The 15,066-nt window shown below is 63.8% G+C and carries 15 protein-coding genes; 7 read left to right on the top strand and 8 right to left on the bottom strand.

Translation table 11 applies throughout. The annotated features are described in order from the left end of the window. Window positions 1-10 precede the first annotated feature (10 nt). Window positions 11-400 carry a PaaI family thioesterase gene (locus tag M1248_RS21650; protein WP_163736816.1) on the top strand — a complete coding sequence of 130 codons (390 nt, stop codon included), beginning with the start codon at window positions 11-13 and terminating at the stop codon, window positions 398-400. A gap of 4 nt (window positions 401-404) precedes the next feature. On the opposite strand, the gene M1248_RS21645 is transcribed toward M1248_RS21650, so the two are convergent. Beyond that, window positions 405-1,415: an acyl-CoA dehydrogenase gene (locus tag M1248_RS21645; protein WP_163736818.1), complete on the bottom strand. Its 1,011-nt coding sequence runs from the start codon at window positions 1,413-1,415 to the stop codon at window positions 405-407. Between the two features lie 104 nt (window positions 1,416-1,519). On the opposite strand from M1248_RS21645, the gene M1248_RS21640 reads away from it, so the two are divergent. Continuing rightward, complete coding sequence (locus M1248_RS21640; protein WP_163725226.1) at window positions 1,520-2,680, top strand: acyl-CoA dehydrogenase family protein; 1,161 nt, start codon at window positions 1,520-1,522, stop codon at window positions 2,678-2,680. On the opposite strand, the gene M1248_RS21635 is transcribed toward M1248_RS21640, so the two are convergent. Next, a complete protein-coding gene (locus M1248_RS21635) occupies window positions 2,669-3,457 on the bottom strand; it encodes a TetR/AcrR family transcriptional regulator (RefSeq protein ID WP_163725223.1) in 789 nt (262 codons plus the stop codon). The two genes, M1248_RS21640 and M1248_RS21635, sit on opposite strands and share 12 nt — an antisense overlap. Before the next feature lie 174 nt (window positions 3,458-3,631). On the opposite strand from M1248_RS21635, the gene M1248_RS21630 reads away from it, so the two are divergent. Then, window positions 3,632-4,819: an amidohydrolase family protein gene (locus M1248_RS21630; RefSeq protein ID WP_317149674.1), complete on the top strand. Its 1,188-nt coding sequence runs from the start codon at window positions 3,632-3,634 to the stop codon at window positions 4,817-4,819. Between the two features lie 69 nt (window positions 4,820-4,888). Here the strand turns inward: M1248_RS21630 and M1248_RS21625 are convergent, their stop codons facing one another. The 4 genes from M1248_RS21625 to M1248_RS21610 are packed head-to-tail and all read right to left on the bottom strand — an operon-like array spanning window position 4,889 to window position 8,762. After that, the gene (locus tag M1248_RS21625) at window positions 4,889-5,713 is read right to left on the bottom strand and encodes an enoyl-CoA hydratase/isomerase family protein (RefSeq protein ID WP_317149673.1); all 825 of its coding nucleotides are present in this window, start codon (window positions 5,711-5,713) and stop codon (window positions 4,889-4,891) included. 4 nt (window positions 5,714-5,717) lie between these two features. Then, entirely contained in the window at window positions 5,718-6,794 is a 1,077-nt protein-coding gene (locus M1248_RS21620; protein ID WP_317149672.1) for a hydroxyacid dehydrogenase, read from the bottom strand. Between the two features lie 28 nt (window positions 6,795-6,822). Next, complete coding sequence (locus M1248_RS21615) at window positions 6,823-7,938, bottom strand: TauD/TfdA family dioxygenase (RefSeq protein ID WP_163725209.1); 1,116 nt, start codon at window positions 7,936-7,938, stop codon at window positions 6,823-6,825. A gap of 8 nt (window positions 7,939-7,946) precedes the next feature. After that, a complete protein-coding gene (locus M1248_RS21610) occupies window positions 7,947-8,762 on the bottom strand; it encodes an HpcH/HpaI aldolase family protein (protein ID WP_163725205.1) in 816 nt (271 codons plus the stop codon). A gap of 40 nt (window positions 8,763-8,802) precedes the next feature. Between M1248_RS21610 and M1248_RS21605 the strand changes: the two genes are divergently transcribed. From M1248_RS21605 to M1248_RS21595, 3 genes are read left to right on the top strand one after another with little or no spacing between them, the layout of a single operon-like run. Further along, a complete protein-coding gene (locus tag M1248_RS21605) occupies window positions 8,803-9,948 on the top strand; it encodes an acetyl-CoA acetyltransferase (protein WP_317149671.1) in 1,146 nt (381 codons plus the stop codon). Next, entirely contained in the window at window positions 9,948-10,370 is a 423-nt protein-coding gene (locus tag M1248_RS21600) for a Zn-ribbon domain-containing OB-fold protein (protein WP_317149670.1), read from the top strand. Before M1248_RS21605 ends, M1248_RS21600 begins: the two co-directional genes overlap by 1 nt. 3 nt (window positions 10,371-10,373) lie before the next feature. Beyond that, complete coding sequence (locus M1248_RS21595; protein ID WP_317149669.1) at window positions 10,374-11,675, top strand: amidohydrolase family protein; 1,302 nt, start codon at window positions 10,374-10,376, stop codon at window positions 11,673-11,675. On the opposite strand, the gene M1248_RS21590 is transcribed toward M1248_RS21595, so the two are convergent. Continuing rightward, a complete protein-coding gene (locus M1248_RS21590) occupies window positions 11,676-13,193 on the bottom strand; it encodes a class I adenylate-forming enzyme family protein (RefSeq protein WP_410506713.1) in 1,518 nt (505 codons plus the stop codon). 106 nt (window positions 13,194-13,299) lie between these two features. On the opposite strand from M1248_RS21590, the gene M1248_RS21585 reads away from it, so the two are divergent. Beyond that, window positions 13,300-14,187, top strand: coding sequence for an SDR family NAD(P)-dependent oxidoreductase (locus M1248_RS21585; RefSeq protein WP_317149667.1), 888 nt, complete (start codon window positions 13,300-13,302; stop codon window positions 14,185-14,187). On the opposite strand, the gene M1248_RS21580 is transcribed toward M1248_RS21585, so the two are convergent. Then, window positions 14,184-15,014 carry an enoyl-CoA hydratase/isomerase family protein gene (locus M1248_RS21580; protein WP_163725187.1) on the bottom strand — a complete coding sequence of 277 codons (831 nt, stop codon included), beginning with the start codon at window positions 15,012-15,014 and terminating at the stop codon, window positions 14,184-14,186. The two genes, M1248_RS21585 and M1248_RS21580, sit on opposite strands and share 4 nt — an antisense overlap. Window positions 15,015-15,066: the final 52 nt, after the last annotated feature.

The raw sequence follows: 15,066 nt of genomic DNA, 5'->3' as shown, positions 1-15,066 counted from the left end.
ACCACGCCCGATGCAGGTGACCATCCCCGACCACCTGTTCGCACAGCTGCCGTTCTTCGACGTCGTCGATTCCGATGACACCGTGGTCGTCGACCTGGAGAACCGGGCGGATCTGGTGAACATTCGCGGTGCGCTCCAGGGCGGATTGGTCGCCACACTCATCGACGTGGCCGGGGGCAGGCTCGCGATCAAGTACACGGGCGAGGGAGCGGGCGCGAGCACCGCGGACATGACCATCCACTTCCTGGCTCCGATCGTCGAAGGGCCTGCGCGCGCCACCGCCACCTTGGTACGGGCGGGTCGACGCACGATCGTTGTCGCGGTCGATGTGACAGACGTCGGCGAAGACCGGTTGGCCGCACGGGCGACGTTGAGCTTCGCTGTCCTGACTCCCAGATAGCGAGTCAGCCCGCGACGGCTCCGTAGCGCGCGTCCGCAACGCGGTCCAGCGCGACCGACGGCTCGCCGTACACCATCGCCCACCCCCGTGTTCTCCGGTAGTACAGCTGGATGTCGCCTTCCATACCAAATCCGTATCCGCCGTGAATGTGCAGACTGCGATTCGTTGCGTCGCGGGCGGTCTCATACGCGAAAGCGAATGCCATCGCGGCCAGCTCACTGACACGGTCGGGCTCGTCGGCGAACGCGCACGCCGCCTTGAGCGCCAGCAGCCGCGCGCCGTCGGCCGCCGTGGCGCTGTCGGCCAGCGGATGGGAGACGGCTTGGAATGATCCGATCGCGCTGCCGAATGCGTGGCGCTGCTTGGCGTACTCGACACCCATTTCGACGGCCTTCTTGGCCGCACCGGCGAGCGCGGCAGCGGTCAACGTAAGCCACAGGTCCACCGCAGCCGTGAACAACCGTCCCGCGTCTGGTCCCTCGGCGAGAATCTTCACGTCATCAAAGGTGATATCCGCAAGGGGTAGCGAGCCGAGATTTTGAACGGGTTGGCAGTTGCCGGAGACCGCAACAACGCGCTCGTCGACGAACGCTAGGACTGCATCCGCGACGGCTCCGGCGGGCACCAGCCTCAGCGAATCGCCTGCACCCGCCCGCGGCGCAAAGGTGACGAGCTTGTCACCTCGCATTGCCTGTCCGAGGAGTTCGGAACCCACGTCTCCGCATGCCGCGAGCAGTCGGGCGGCCACCTGACTCTCGATGACGGGGGCCGATGCGACGGCCCGCCCGAACGGTTCGGCGATCAGCGCCAGGTCGATCTCTGCTGCGCCCCAACCTCCTGCGGCTTCAGCGACAGCCATCTCCACCACACCGGTCTCCAGCAGTGCCCTCCACAACTTCGGATCGAAACCCGAGGGCTCCGCGGCGCGCACGCGCTCGGATGTCGACTCGCGCGCGTATATGGCGGCGAACGAATCGACAAGCTGTCGTTGTTCGTCCGCGAGGTTCAGGTCCAACCTACTCAGTTCCCTCACATGCGGATACGGTTACTCTCACAATTGAGAGTAGCATTACCGCCGGCATCGTTTTCGGCATGTGCGACGACAGATTGGTTCATACGATGGACTTTCGACTGGCCCCCGATGCCGAGGCGTTTCGTGACGCCCTCCGCGCCCACCTGCAGGACGTGTTGACCCCGGAGGTCGAGGAGCGCATCTACCGCAGCGGGGTCGCACACGATGACGACTTCGCCAAAGGGCTTGTCGAAAAAGGGCTTTTCGCACCGGGCTGGCCTTCTGAGTACGGCGGCCGCAGCAGCGGCGCCTGGGAGGACCAAGTCCTCAAAGAGGAACTCATGCGCGCCGATGCGCCGGTGTACTTATCGGAGACCACCCGTATGGTGGCGTCGATAATCCGTGAGGTCGGCACACCCGTGATGCGCGACCGCATCCTCGCTGGCGCGATGAACGGCGACATCACGATCGCCCTCGGGTTCACCGAACCGGAGTGCGGCTCCGACGTCGCGGCGGCGACCACCAAAGCCGTGCGCGACGGTGACGATTGGGTCATCAACGGCTCGAAGATGTTCACCACCAACGGGCACATTGCCGACTACGTGTTCTTGTTAGCGCGCACCAGCCCCGAGAAGCCGAAGCACCAAGGGCTCACCATGTTTCTCGTGCCCCTCGATGTCGATGGGTTCGAGGCCCAGGCGGTCTGGACGCTTTCTGGTGAGCGCACCAACATCACCTTTTACAGCGATGTTCGCATCAGCGACGAGTGGCGTATCGGTGACGTCGACGCTGGCTGGCAGGTCTTGGGATTGTCACTGCAGGACGAGCACGCTTCCGGATGGGGCCCGCATATCGCACGATTGCTCCACCATGCCGAGCAGTGGGCCCAGACCACCCGTGCACCAGACGGTTCGCCTCCCATCAATAAGGACGACGTGCGGAGGCGTCTCGCGCGTGTCGCGATGGAGAACGAGGTTTCGATGCTGCTGCAGCATCGCTGTGTCTGGATGACGGAGGAAGGACAGATCCCGGTGGCGGAAGGACCGATGTCCAAAGTCTTCAGCACAGAGTCACTGGCCCGCGCCGCCCAGGACATCGTCGAGATGGTCGGCCCCGACGCGGTGCGTAGCTACTTCGAGCCAACCGCGCCAGAGCAGGGTCGCTTCGAGCACCTCATGCGGTTCTCGTTGGGGACCACCATCTACGCCGGCACGAGCGAGGTGCAACGGACGATCATCGCCCAGCGCGGGCTCGGCCTACCCCGTTAGTTTGCGCGGCTTCCGTGCGGCGGCCTTCTTGGGCGCCGCCTTCGTGCTCGCAGACCTCGGCTTCGCGCCCGCCGGCGGCGTGAGCGCCTGTAGGCACCACGCCCACAACTGATCCTCGGTGAGCTCGGCCCCCTTGACGCCGAGGTGGAATACACCGATCTGAGCGAGTGCGATCAACGTCGAATTGAGTAGCGTCGTCAACTGCGCTGGCGTCAGGTCCTTGCGAACCAACCCGGCACGCGAACAGGAGGTAAGAATCTTGGTCAGCAGCTTCTGGTGCGGCTCCCAGATCTTCGCAAAGTCCGCCGGCCGTTCGATTTCCAGACTCAGGTTGTAGATCGTCATGACCCGACCACCGATGGCCTCGGACGACTCGGCGCGGGACAGGAAGCCACGGCAGAACGCCTCGAGCTGCTCCATCGGACCGTTCGCGGCGGCGACCTCATGCCGTATCGCTTCGATGAACTGGCTCGTCGCGTTCTCGTACAGCGCCAACAACAATTCTTCCTTGCCCGCGAAGTGCTGATAGAACGCGCGCAGGCTCAGGTTTGACCGGTCGATCAGCGTCTGGATCGTGAAGTCGGCTTTCCCCGACTCCTCGACCAACTCCAGGGCCGCGGCCAGAAAGCGTGAGCTCCGCGCCAACGCGCGGGCCCGCGCCTGGCTGAGCCGGCGCTCGATCGTCCGCTCCTGCCAGCTGCCCGACAGCTCGATGTCATTGTCTACGAGTTCCAGTCCGGCGTCTGGGTCCCGGCCGGCACGCTTCTTAGCAGTCATGATGCACACGAGAATACTCGTTCCCCGCTCAGGGTGTGGGATCTACCTACACGTGTAGGTAGACCAGGCGCATGGCGGCGGTCCCATGCGCTACTCTGGAAATGACCATTCTCGCTAGCGGGAATCAAAGTTCTGCAAGCTGAAGCCGCAGTTCATCCTCGAAGGAGTGCAGCCTTGACCGCAGATATCCTCATCGTCTCTCCCGACGACCACCTCGTGGAGCCGGCCGATCTGTGGACCAGCCGACTGCCGGAACGCTATCGGGAGGTCGGGCCGAGGATCGTTCGGCACCGCGGGCGCATGGATCCCAGTGTCACGTCGGATGTTGCGTTCGTCGACGACGAGAATGGTCGGGACGCCGACATCTGGCACTACGAGGATGCGATCATCCCGATCCCGCTCATCAGTGCGGCGGCCGGCTACGAAATCGACGAACTCACCACCGACCCGATCACCTACGACGAGATGCGTCCCGGTTGCTATCGGCCCGCGGACCGGCTCGCCGACATGGACATCGGCGGCATCGAAGCCTCGGCGTGTTTCCCCAACACCCTGGTTCGCTTCTGCGGCCAACGATTTCTGTACGGCAAGGACAAAGAGCTCGCATTGCTCTGCGTCCAGGCCTACAACGATTTTCAGATAGACGAGTGGGGCGCCGGGTCCGACGGTCGGCTGATTCCGCTTGGCATCATTCCGCTGTGGGATGTCGACCTGGCCGCAAAAGAAGTTGAACGAGTCGCCGCCAAGGGAATGCGCGCCGTGTGCTTCTCGGAGTTACCCGCACGCCTCGACCTGCCGTCCATCCACAGCGGCTACTGGGACCCGTTCTTCGCGGCGTGCGAACGCAACCAGGTCGGCATAATGCTGCACATCGGTTCGAGCTCCTCGCTGACGAAGTCGTCCCCGGACGCTCCGCATGTCGTGACGAGCGCGCTGATGGCGGTGAACTGCACCATCGCCCTGGTCGATTGGCTGTTCTCTGCCAAACTCAAGCAGTTCCCCAAACTCAAGATTGCGTTCGCCGAGGCCCAGGCCGGCTGGATTCCCTATTACCTGCAACGCGTCGACGAGGTCTGGGAAGACCGGCGGGCCTGGGGTGGCGTCCATCCGCTTCTGACTGAGCCGCCGAGCAGCCAGGTGCCCGGACGCGTGTGGTTCTCCACATTCGGCGACCCCGTGGCGTTCCGCATCCTCGACCTCGTCGGCGAGGATCAGCTCATGTTCGAGACCGACTATCCGCACAACGACACCAACTGGCCGAACAGCATGGACGTTGCCAACAAGGCGACGGAGGGTCTGGACGAGGAGACCAAGCGGAAAGTGCTGTCCACCAACGCAAAGAACTTCTTCGGGATGACCTAGCCTTCGCGATTGTGCGGATTCATCCGCGACACGCTGCGTGAGCGTCGCAAACCGCGCACACGCCGTGGACTACAGCGCTTTCCAGTCTGGCTTGCGCTTCTCGAGGAAGGCTCGCGGTCCCTCGACGGCGTCCTTCGTCAGCGCCACCTTCATGCGATAGTTCTCGGCGAGTAGTTCGGCCTCGTAAATCGGCAGGTTCATGCCCTTTCGGACCGCCATGCGCGAACCACGCACCGCCAGAGGTGCATTCGAATTCACCACTTCCGCGATCTCCCACGCTCGATCCATCAGCGATTCGTGGGAGACCACCTCGGTGAAGACGCCGAGATCGTAGGCGCGCTGAGCGTCGAGCCGCTCGTGCTTACCCATGAGAATCAAACGCATGGCAACCGGCAGCGGCAGAATGCGCGCCAACCGTACCCCCTCGCGTCCCGAGGCGACGCCGATACTCACATGCGGGTCCATCAGCGTCGCGTGCTCCGACGCGATCGTGATGTCTGCTGTCGTGACGAGATCCATTCCCGCACCACACGCAATGCCGTTGACGGCGCAGATGATCGGCTTGGTCATCTGCATCCACGGGGGTGTCGCCTCCTGCGGCGCGTCCCACTGCCGCATCGAGCTCAGTATCGGTTCGCCTTGATTGTCGATGCCCGCCGCGTTCTCCATGTCGTGGTCGGCGGCCTTGTTCACGTCGGCGCCGACACAGAGCGCACGGCCGGCACCGGTGATGATCATCGTCCAGATGTCCTGCGACTTTTCAATCTCCGCGTACGCCACCGCGAGTTCGGCGATCATCTCGTCGTTGATCGCGTTCAGCACTTCAGGCCGGTTCAGCGTCACGCACGCGGTGTGACCCCGTACCTCCACCTCGATCGTGTCGTAGTTGCTCACCGGGTCAGCCTCTTCTCTCCAAAACTGCTGTGGCGCTGGGTCGCAAACCGAGAATCTCGTGGAACCGCTCGCAGTACCGCGGCCACACATCGGGATTCAGGAGCCGGGGCGGCATGCCACCGGTAAAGATCGTCTGCCACTGCGTAGCGGTGGCGACCGCGATATCGCGCGCAGCCTCGACGGTGATCCCGGCGGTGTGTGGGGTGGCGACGACGTTGTCGAGTTGCAGCAGCGGGTTGTCCCGCCGCGGCGGCTCCTCGTGGAACACGTCCAGGCCGGCCCCGGCGATGCCTCCGCCCACAAGCGCGTCGTACAGCGCCGTCTCGTCGTGGACGGGTCCACGCGCCGTTGTGATGAAGAATGCGGTCGGCTTCATCGCCGAGAACTGCGCCTTGCCGATCAAACCCTGCGTTTCCGTCGTCAGTGGACACGTCACCTGAACGAAGTCCGACCGCTCGACCAACTCGGCGAGTCGCACCAACTGCACTCCACGCTCAGACGCCGTCGTCTCGTCGACATACGGGTCGAAGACGATGACTTCCATTCCAAACGGAGCGCACAACTCCACCAGCCGACTCCCGATAGCGCCCAGCCCGACGACACCGAGCGTCTTGCCGAGCAGCTGACTTCCCATCAGGGCCAGTCGGTCTCCGAGCGCCCCGCTGCGCAGTGCGCGGTCGGCGACGGTGATCTTCTTGGCGAGGTCGAGCATGAAGCCGAGCGCGTGTTCGGCGACTGCCTCCGCGCCGGGGCCCGAGTTGTTGCACACCGCGATTCCCGCCCGCGTGCACGCCTCGACGTCGATGACGTCATACCCCGCCCCTGCCGAGCACACCGCCAGCAGCTGCGGACAGCGTCGTACCAGTGCCGGCCCGGCCAGCCACTGCGCGCCGTCGTTCACCGATGCGACATCGGTGCGGGTGGCGACCTGGTAGCCGTGCGCTGTTTCCAATGCGGCCCAACCCTGTTCAGGAGGCGCGGTCAGATCCAGATTGACCAGTTCGATGTCGGCGACCTCGAGGATGTCCCCGGCGGCGGGATCGGTCCATCGTTCGTAGACCAGTCGCGGCCGTACGCTCATTGCCGTCTGTTCTTCGCGCAAGCGCTCATCACTGTTTGGCTTTGGGCTTCGCCTGAGCAGCCTTGAACATGTCCGCCAGAGCGGGATCGACGTTCTTGTAGTCGTTGCGCGCGATCGTGCCGTCGCGGCCCTCGACAATGTCGTAGCCCAACCGGAGGTCCTTATTCTCCATGTGGAAGTACTCCCGGCCGATCGGCAGTCGTCGATCCTCTCGCGGCACCTCCATCCACGCGCGCAGGAAGCATCGGGCCTTCTTCGGATCATTGCTGCTGACGAAGTCCGACCGCGAGTGGCACATCGCGAAATTGTTGGCCACCGCCGCTTCACCGGATTCGAGCCGGAACTCGACCTGCTGCTCGACCAGTATGGTGCGGAGCAACTCGATGGCTTCCTCCTGCTCCGGCGTGAACTCGCGGCCGAGGGTCTTCATCGCGGGCAGGATGCTGCTGTACGTGAAGTTGATACAGATGCGGCCGTCGATCTGCGAGAACACCGGTACGTCATACGGTGTGACGTCGGGCTGGTCGTCGGGTTGTTCGCTGCGGCGGTGGTGCGGAAAGCCCTGGTACAGCACGTCTAGCAGATCCGGCCGTTCGGCGAGGATCCGGTTGTGCGCGGCTGGGCCACTTGCGAACTGGCTTTCACCACCCTCGGCCGCCGGATAGACGCACAGCAGGGCGAGGATGTCGGCGGCATCGTTGTGCATCGCCAACTCCGCTCGTGACTTGGTACCGCGGGCGGGTTGAACGCCGTTGGGCAGGATCTCCTCCTGCACCCGCACCATGCGGTGGCCGAACGAATTGTTGGATACCAGATAGCCCAGATGCGTGCAGAAAGCCCAGTAGATGCGTTCGAGGTCCTCGATCGAGTGCTGCTCCACGGGAAAGCCGCGGACACATGCAAGTCCCTTGCCGAACATCAGATCCCGATACAGTCGCGCCAGGTCATCGTCGAGGTCGGGGTGCCGCGCGTCATCGGGGGTGATGTCGTCTCGATCCTTGTGAGAGGTCTTGACCAGAATCGATTCCAGCGCAGCGATATTGCGTGCCGACAGGTCGAAAGCGAAGTCTTCCTTACTGGTGAAATCGGCCCCGGTCCATGCCATCGAGTCGGTCACCTGGTCGGTGTAGATCGCGGTGGGCATACGTCCTCCTATTCGGGTTCGAGCTCCCGCAAGACTTGTGCGCGGGCCGTAGCAGCCTCGGTCATCATTCCGACGTCCGTACCCGCCGAGATGAATCGCAATCCCAGTCCGATAAACTGTTTCAGCAGGTCAACGGACTTGATTCCGGCAACTCCGAGCGCCACGCCGTGCTTACGGCAAGCCGCTGCGACAGAGTCTACTGCATCGCGGAAATGCTCATTCTCATAGTCGCCGTGGATGCCCATCTCCGCGGTCAGATCGCTAGGTCCGAGCAGGATCATGTCAACACCGTTTACCGCCGCGATGGCACCGCTCGCCTCGACCGCGGCGGGAGATTCGATCATCACCGCGACCACTGTGCGGTGTTCCAGCACAGCGGTCAGCTCCGGTGCCGGCAGCGCGCCGTATCCGCTCACGGGATTGGGTCCCGATATCGATCGATGACCGTTCGGCGGGAAGCGGGCGGCATCGACGATCGTCTCGGCTTCCTCCCTTGAATCAACATGCGGGACAATGACTCCCACGGCACCGTTGTCGAGTACCCGAGCGATCACACTTGGGTCGTGCGACGGTACCCGCACCAACCCCGATATACCCGCCCCTAGCGCGCTCGCGCAGAGCATGGCAGCGGTCTCGAGGGACGTGGAGGTGTGCTCGAGATCGACATAGACCGCGTCGTATCCGCATGCCGCGGCGATGGCAGGAACATCGGGCGTACGTGCGTTCATCAGGGCAAGGCACAACACCAGGTCGTCGCCGCGCAGTGCGTCGCGTAATGATCTCGGCACCAACTCACGGTAGCCGACTGAGAACGAGGATTCCATCAAGTCGTTAACGCCATTATCGATGTGGTAACCATTAGATATGCCAGCGAACCAGGTCGCGATCGTTGGCGCCGCGCTGTCTGATTGCGGACGAGTGCCCGACAAGACCGCCATGGCACTGATGGCCCAGTCCTCCATGCGCGCGATCGCCGACGCGGGTCTGACGAAGGACGACATCGACGGATTCGGCGCGCACGGGACGCTCCTTCCGCCAGTCGAAGTCAGCGAGTATCTGGGATTGCGACCCGCATGGGTCGATGCCACCAACGTCGGCGGATCTTCGTGGGAAGTCATGGCGCGCCACGCCGCCGCTGCCATCGCGGCGGGCGAGATCGACGTCGCACTCTTGACGTATGGCTCCACCGCCCGATCGGACGTCAAACGCCGCCTCCGCAACTCGGCGGCCGCTATGGGCACCGGCGGCGCCATGCAGTACGAGGCACCGTACGGCGCCACACTGATCGCCAAGTATGCGATGGCCGCCAGACGCCACATGATCGAGTACGGCACGACGGTGGAGCAGTTGGCCGAGGTCGCTGTCGCCGCCCACGAGTGGGCGGCCATGAACGACAACGCATTCGAGCGCGATCGCATCACGGTAGCCGATGTCGCCGCTGCGCCCATGCTGGCCGATCCGTTCACGTCCAAGCATGTGTGCCTGCGCACCGACGGTGGCGGCGCCATAGTGCTGGCCAGCGAATCCATCGCGAAGGACTGCGCCAAGGAACCGGTGTGGATTCTCGGTGCCGCCGACGCGACGTCGCATGTGAGCATGAGTGAGTGGCGCGACTTCACCACCTCCGCGGCAGCAGTGTCAGGCCCGCAAGCGTTCGCGCGGGCCGGCGTCTCGCCCGCGGACATCGACGTCTGCCAGCTCTACGACTCGTTTACCTCCACCGTGCTGTTGACAGTCGAAGATCTCGGTTTTTGTCCAAAAGGTGAGGGCGGCCCGTTCATAGCCTCGGGTGCGCTGCGTCCGGGCGGCGCGTTGCCGACGAACACCGACGGTGGCGGGCTGGCGTCGTGCCACCCGGGCATGCGAGGGATGTTCTTGCTGGTAGAGGCGGTGCGACAGCTCCGCGGCGAGTGTGGTCTCAGCCAGGTCGGCAATGCGCGCCTGGCATGCGTGCACGCCATGGGGGGTTTCTTCTCCCACAGCGCCACGATGATTCTGGGGACGCGCTGATGGACATTCCCGTGGGGCCGAACCGCCCGACCGTCGACTCCGACAGCGAAAAGTGGTGGCAGGCGATTCAGGACCGGCGGGTGCTGATCAACGCCTGTGCCGCATGCGGACGCAACTCGTTGTACATACGCTCCTTCTGTCCGCACTGCTGGAGTACCGATGTCCGGCCCACACAGGCCTCGGGCCGCGCCACGCTGTACACGTGGAGCGTCGTCCACCAGAACGCAGCTCCATTCGACGCCCGCACCCCCTACGTGGTCGCGATGGTCGACCTTGCCGAGGGTCCGCGGTTGATGACGATCATCGAAGACTGCCCGGTCGAAAACCTGACTGGGGAAATGGAACTCGTGATCGCTTTCCGCGACGACGACGGCTTCACCGTGCCGGTCTTCCGACCGGCCACGGATATGGGAAAGGAATAGACAATGAATAAAGAGGACATGATTCTGATCAGCGTTGATGATCACATTGTCGAGCCGCCGGATATGTTCAGGAATCATCTGCAGAAGAAGTATCTGGATGAGGCGCCGCGGTTGGTGCATAACCCCGATGGTTCTGATACCTGGCAGTTCCGCGACATCGTGATCCCCAACGTGGCGCTCAACGCGGTCGCGGGCCGCCCGAAAGAGGAGTACGGGCTCGAACCCCAAGGACTGGATGAGATCCGGCCGGGCTGTTACAAGGTCGACGAGCGGGTCAAGGACATGAACGCCGGGGGCATCCTGGGCTCGATGTGTTTCCCGTCGTTTCCCGGGTTCGCGGGCCGGTTGTTCGCCACCGAGGATCACGAGTTCTCCCTGGCGCTGGTGCAGGCCTACAACGACTGGCATGTCGAGGAGTGGTGCGGGGCCTATCCGGCGCGGTTCATCCCGATGACGCTGCCGGTGATCTGGGACGCCGAAGCGTGCGCCGCCGAGATTCGGCGCAACGCCAAGCGTGGGGTGCACTCGTTGACGTTCACCGAGAACCCCTCGGCGATGGGATACCCCAGCTTTCATGACTTCGATTACTGGAAGCCGATGTGGGATGCACTCGTCGACACCGACACCGTGCTCAACGTGCACATCGGGTCCTCGGGGCGGCTGGCCATCACCGCCCCCGACGCCCCGATGGATGTGATGATCACCCTGCAGCCGATGAACATCGTGCAGGCCGCCGCGGATCTGTTGTGGAGCCGCCCGATCAAGGAATACCCCGACCTCAAGATCGCCCTGTCCGAGGGCGGCACCGGCTGGATTCCGTACTTCCTGGAGCGTGCCGATCGCACCTATGAGATGCATTCGACGTGGACCGGTCAGGACTTCGGCACCCAGAAACCCTCGGAGGTGTTCCGCGATCACTTCCTGACCTGTTTCATCTCCGATCACGTCGGGGTGCAGCTACGCAACGACGTCGGCATCGACAACATCTGCTGGGAAGCCGACTACCCACACAGCGATTCGATGTGGCCCGGGGCCCCTGAGCAACTCGACGAGGTCCTCAAAGAGCACCACGTCCCCGATGTCGAGATCAACAAGATGACCTACGAGAACGCCATGCGCTGGTATCACTGGGATCCCTTCACCCACATCACCAAAGAACAGGCCACCGTCGGCGCCCTACGCAAAGCCGCCGAAGGCCACGACGTCACCATCCAAGCGCTGTCAAAGCACGATCACGGCGGCGGCGCATCGGACTGGCAGTCCCAGATGAGCAAGGTCGCCCAAAACAGCGCAGGCAAGGACTGATCACGTCGTAGAGGCGAGGCGGTCGGCCAGCGCGCGCGGCCGCCCCGCCGACCGCTCATCGAGCTTGTTGCGCTCGACTTTGCCGTTGGCGTTGAGCGGGAGCGGTTCGTTCCAGAAGACGAGCTCTTCGGGCAGCTTGTACTTGGGTAGGCCTGCAGCTACGAGCGCCTCGGCGACCTCCCCCAGTGACATCTCGACCGAATGGTCCAGGACGACTGCCAGAGCGAGCCTTTCACCGGTGGTGCTGTCGGCGACGGAGTAGGCCGCGCATTCACGGACTCCCGCGATCTTCGCGACCGCTTCCTCGACTTCGGCTGCGGGGATTTTGAGGCCGTTTCGGATGATGATGTCTTTCAACCGGCCGACGATGCGAATCCGCCCGTTGTCGAGTTCCGCGACATCACCGGTGCGAAACCAATCGCCGTCGAATGCGTCCCCATCGTCGTCCGCATCGGTGTATCCGAGAAAGGTATGCGGTCCGCAGATGCAGCACTCCGTGGGATCGCCGCTGGAGCCGATCCGTACCTGCACATGGGCCAGTGCGGTCCCGTCGTCGGCATGGCGCACGTCCCGAGGTTCCCTACGCAGGCCTGATGTGCTCACCGGCACCTCAGACGATCCGTACGCGCGCATGACGATGATGCCGAATTCGTCCTCGACGCGTTCCACGATGCGTCGGTCCAGCATCGTCCCACCGAGGTACACCGCTCGCAGCGGAATGCTCGCGTTCCGTGCCACCGCCTCGTCGAGTACCCGGTCCAGTAGCCGATCGGGACCGCCGTACCAGGTCGCTCCCGACGAGACGAGCAGCTCGCATGTCGCCGATGGATCCCAGCGATCCTCCAGTATCACCGGGGCGGCGAGCATCGGCCCGATGAACAGGCCCTGCAGCACGCCGGTGACAGACGCCAGAGGACTGATGAGGAAGATCCGATCGTCGTCGGTAAGTCCGGCCGCCGCAATGTAGTTGGCCGAGGCCTTGAGCAGCGTGCTCAGCGAATGAATTACGCCCTTCGGCTTCGACGTGGTCCCCGAGGTGTAGAGCACGAGGCACGGCTCGTGGGCCGCGCGCTCGGATCGGTATTCCGCGTCCGGTGTGCCGTCGACGTCAGAGGCGATCCACGTCACCCTGCCCGACAGCTCCGGTCCCTCGGCCGCAGGCCAATTCGGCGCGACGCCGAACTCGGCACCGGTGCGCGTGATGATGTCCGCGACCTGCGTCGCGCCTGCGCTGCGGGGCACCAACAGGATCACGGCATCGAGGCGCAGCGCCGCGTGGACGGCGACGACCGAATCCACGTCATTGCCGACAACGACGAGGACCGGCGTCGATGCCTTGACACCGATCGCAGCCAAACTGCTGCACGCCCCATCGATTCGCGCGTCGAGTTCGGCATAAGTGAGCCCTAGTCCCCTAGCTATCAGCGCGAGCCGCTCGGGATGTCGTTCTGCGGCGGCGCGGACGACGTCGACAGGCTGAGCCGACCAGTGGCCTTCCTGACGGTATTTGTCCCGCAGTGCCGTGGCGCGCCGCTGCGCGTAGGCCAGCAGCGCAGTCGGGCGGCTCATGTCGTCCTCCTATGCAAATGGTGGTTCTCACTAAAGGTAAATGTAACCTCTCATCATGCCGTCAACCGAACGCTCTTCGCGCAAGCGCTCATCGATCACATTCGACAACCAGGTAGCCATCGTCACCGGTGCGGGCGGTGGTCTCGGACGCTGCCACGCCCTTGAACTCGCCCGCCGCGGCGCCAGGGTCGTGGTAAACGACCTCGGGAGTGCGGTGGACGGCAGCGGCGCGTCCATATCGGCCGCTCAGGCAGTTGTCGACGAGATCACCGCGGCCGGAGGTACGGCGATCGCCAACGGTGACTCGGTCGCGACCGAAGAGGGTGGTGCCGCGATCGTCGCCGCGGCCGTGGATGCCTTCGGCCAGGTCGACATCCTGGTGAACAACGCAGGCATTCTGCGCGATGCTGCATTCAAGAACATGACTGCCGAACAGTTCGACGCCGTCATCGCGGTGCATCTTGCGGGAACATTCAATGTCACCCGCGCCGTCTGGCCCGTCATGCGGGAGCGCAACTACGGCCGGATCGTCCAAACAAGCTCCGGTACCGGTCTTTTCGGAAACTTCGGCCAGGCCAACTATGGCGCGGCGAAGATGGGCCTGGTCGGCATGATGCATGTACTTGCCATCGAGGGCGCTCGCAACGGCATCGCCGTCAACGCGATCGCGCCGATCGCCCGCACCCGGATGACCGAGGACATCATGGGTGAGGCAGGTAAGGCGCTGGACCCTGAGCTCGTCACCCCGGTGGTGGTCTACCTGTCGCATCGCAGCTGTGACCGGACGGCACACATTTATTCGGTGGGTGGCGGCAAGGTATCGCGGGTGTTCATCGGTCAGACCAAAGGCATCGAGGATGCGGACCTCAGCGCGGAGTCTGTCGCCGAGGCCATCGACCGGATCGATGACAGTTCGTCGTTCACCATTCGCGGCGGGCCTTAGAAGCCCTGGAAGCGGGGCTCGCGACGTTCCGCGAATGACAACAGTCCTTCCTGCAGGTCCGCCGTGTGTGACACGACTTCGGCGGCCCAGGCCTCCTGCTCGAACGCCCGGGCGCGACCGGACTCCGAGGACACCGCCAACAGCCGTTTCGTGAGGCTCAACATCACTGTCGGGCCCGAGGCGAGTCGTCCGACGATGTCCTCTGCGACGGCGTCGGTGTCCTCCGGTTCGGCCACGCGGTTGACCAGTCCCAGCCGCTCACATGTCGCCGCGTCGATGCGTTCGCCGAGCATGAGCAGTTCGGTGGCTTTTCGCAGGCCGACGATTCGCGTCAGCAGGTGGATGGCGCCGGAGTCCGGGAATATCCCGCGATGCACAAACGCCTCGACAAGCGTTGCCTCCGTGGACATGACGACGAGGTCGGAGGCCAGCACGAGACTCGATCCCGCACCCACAGCAGTTCCCTTCACGGCGGTCACGACGGGCTTGTCGCAGTCCATGATCGATGCGACCAACCTCTGCCAGCCCTGCTGAAGCATTCGCGCGATGTCCCCGGGGCGCTTTTCACTGATCTGTTGCGTCTTAGCCCCCTCGCCACGAGGCCCGAGACCGGCACCCGCACAGAAGTGCCGCTGGCCGGCGGCACCCAGTAGCACCGCACGCACACTCGGATCGTCATTGGCCTGTTGGAATGCCTCGGTCAGCGCATCACGAGCCAAGGGAGACAACGAATTTCCGACATCGGTCCGGTTGATGGTGATGCGTTGCACGCCGTCATCACCGACTGCAACATCGATCCCAGAAGCTTGGTCACTCATCGCTGCCATCCCTGCGTTAACGGCGTTTCCGCTTTTCGGGTATCTTAATTTCCACTTCGAT

This window comes from Mycobacterium sp. 29Ha (genome assembly GCF_032883055.1).
GTDB classification, from domain to species: domain Bacteria; phylum Actinomycetota; class Actinomycetes; order Mycobacteriales; family Mycobacteriaceae; genus Mycobacterium; species Mycobacterium gallinarum.
Note: the sequence above shows the minus strand (reverse complement) of the source record. Positions and strands in the feature narration are given on the sequence as shown.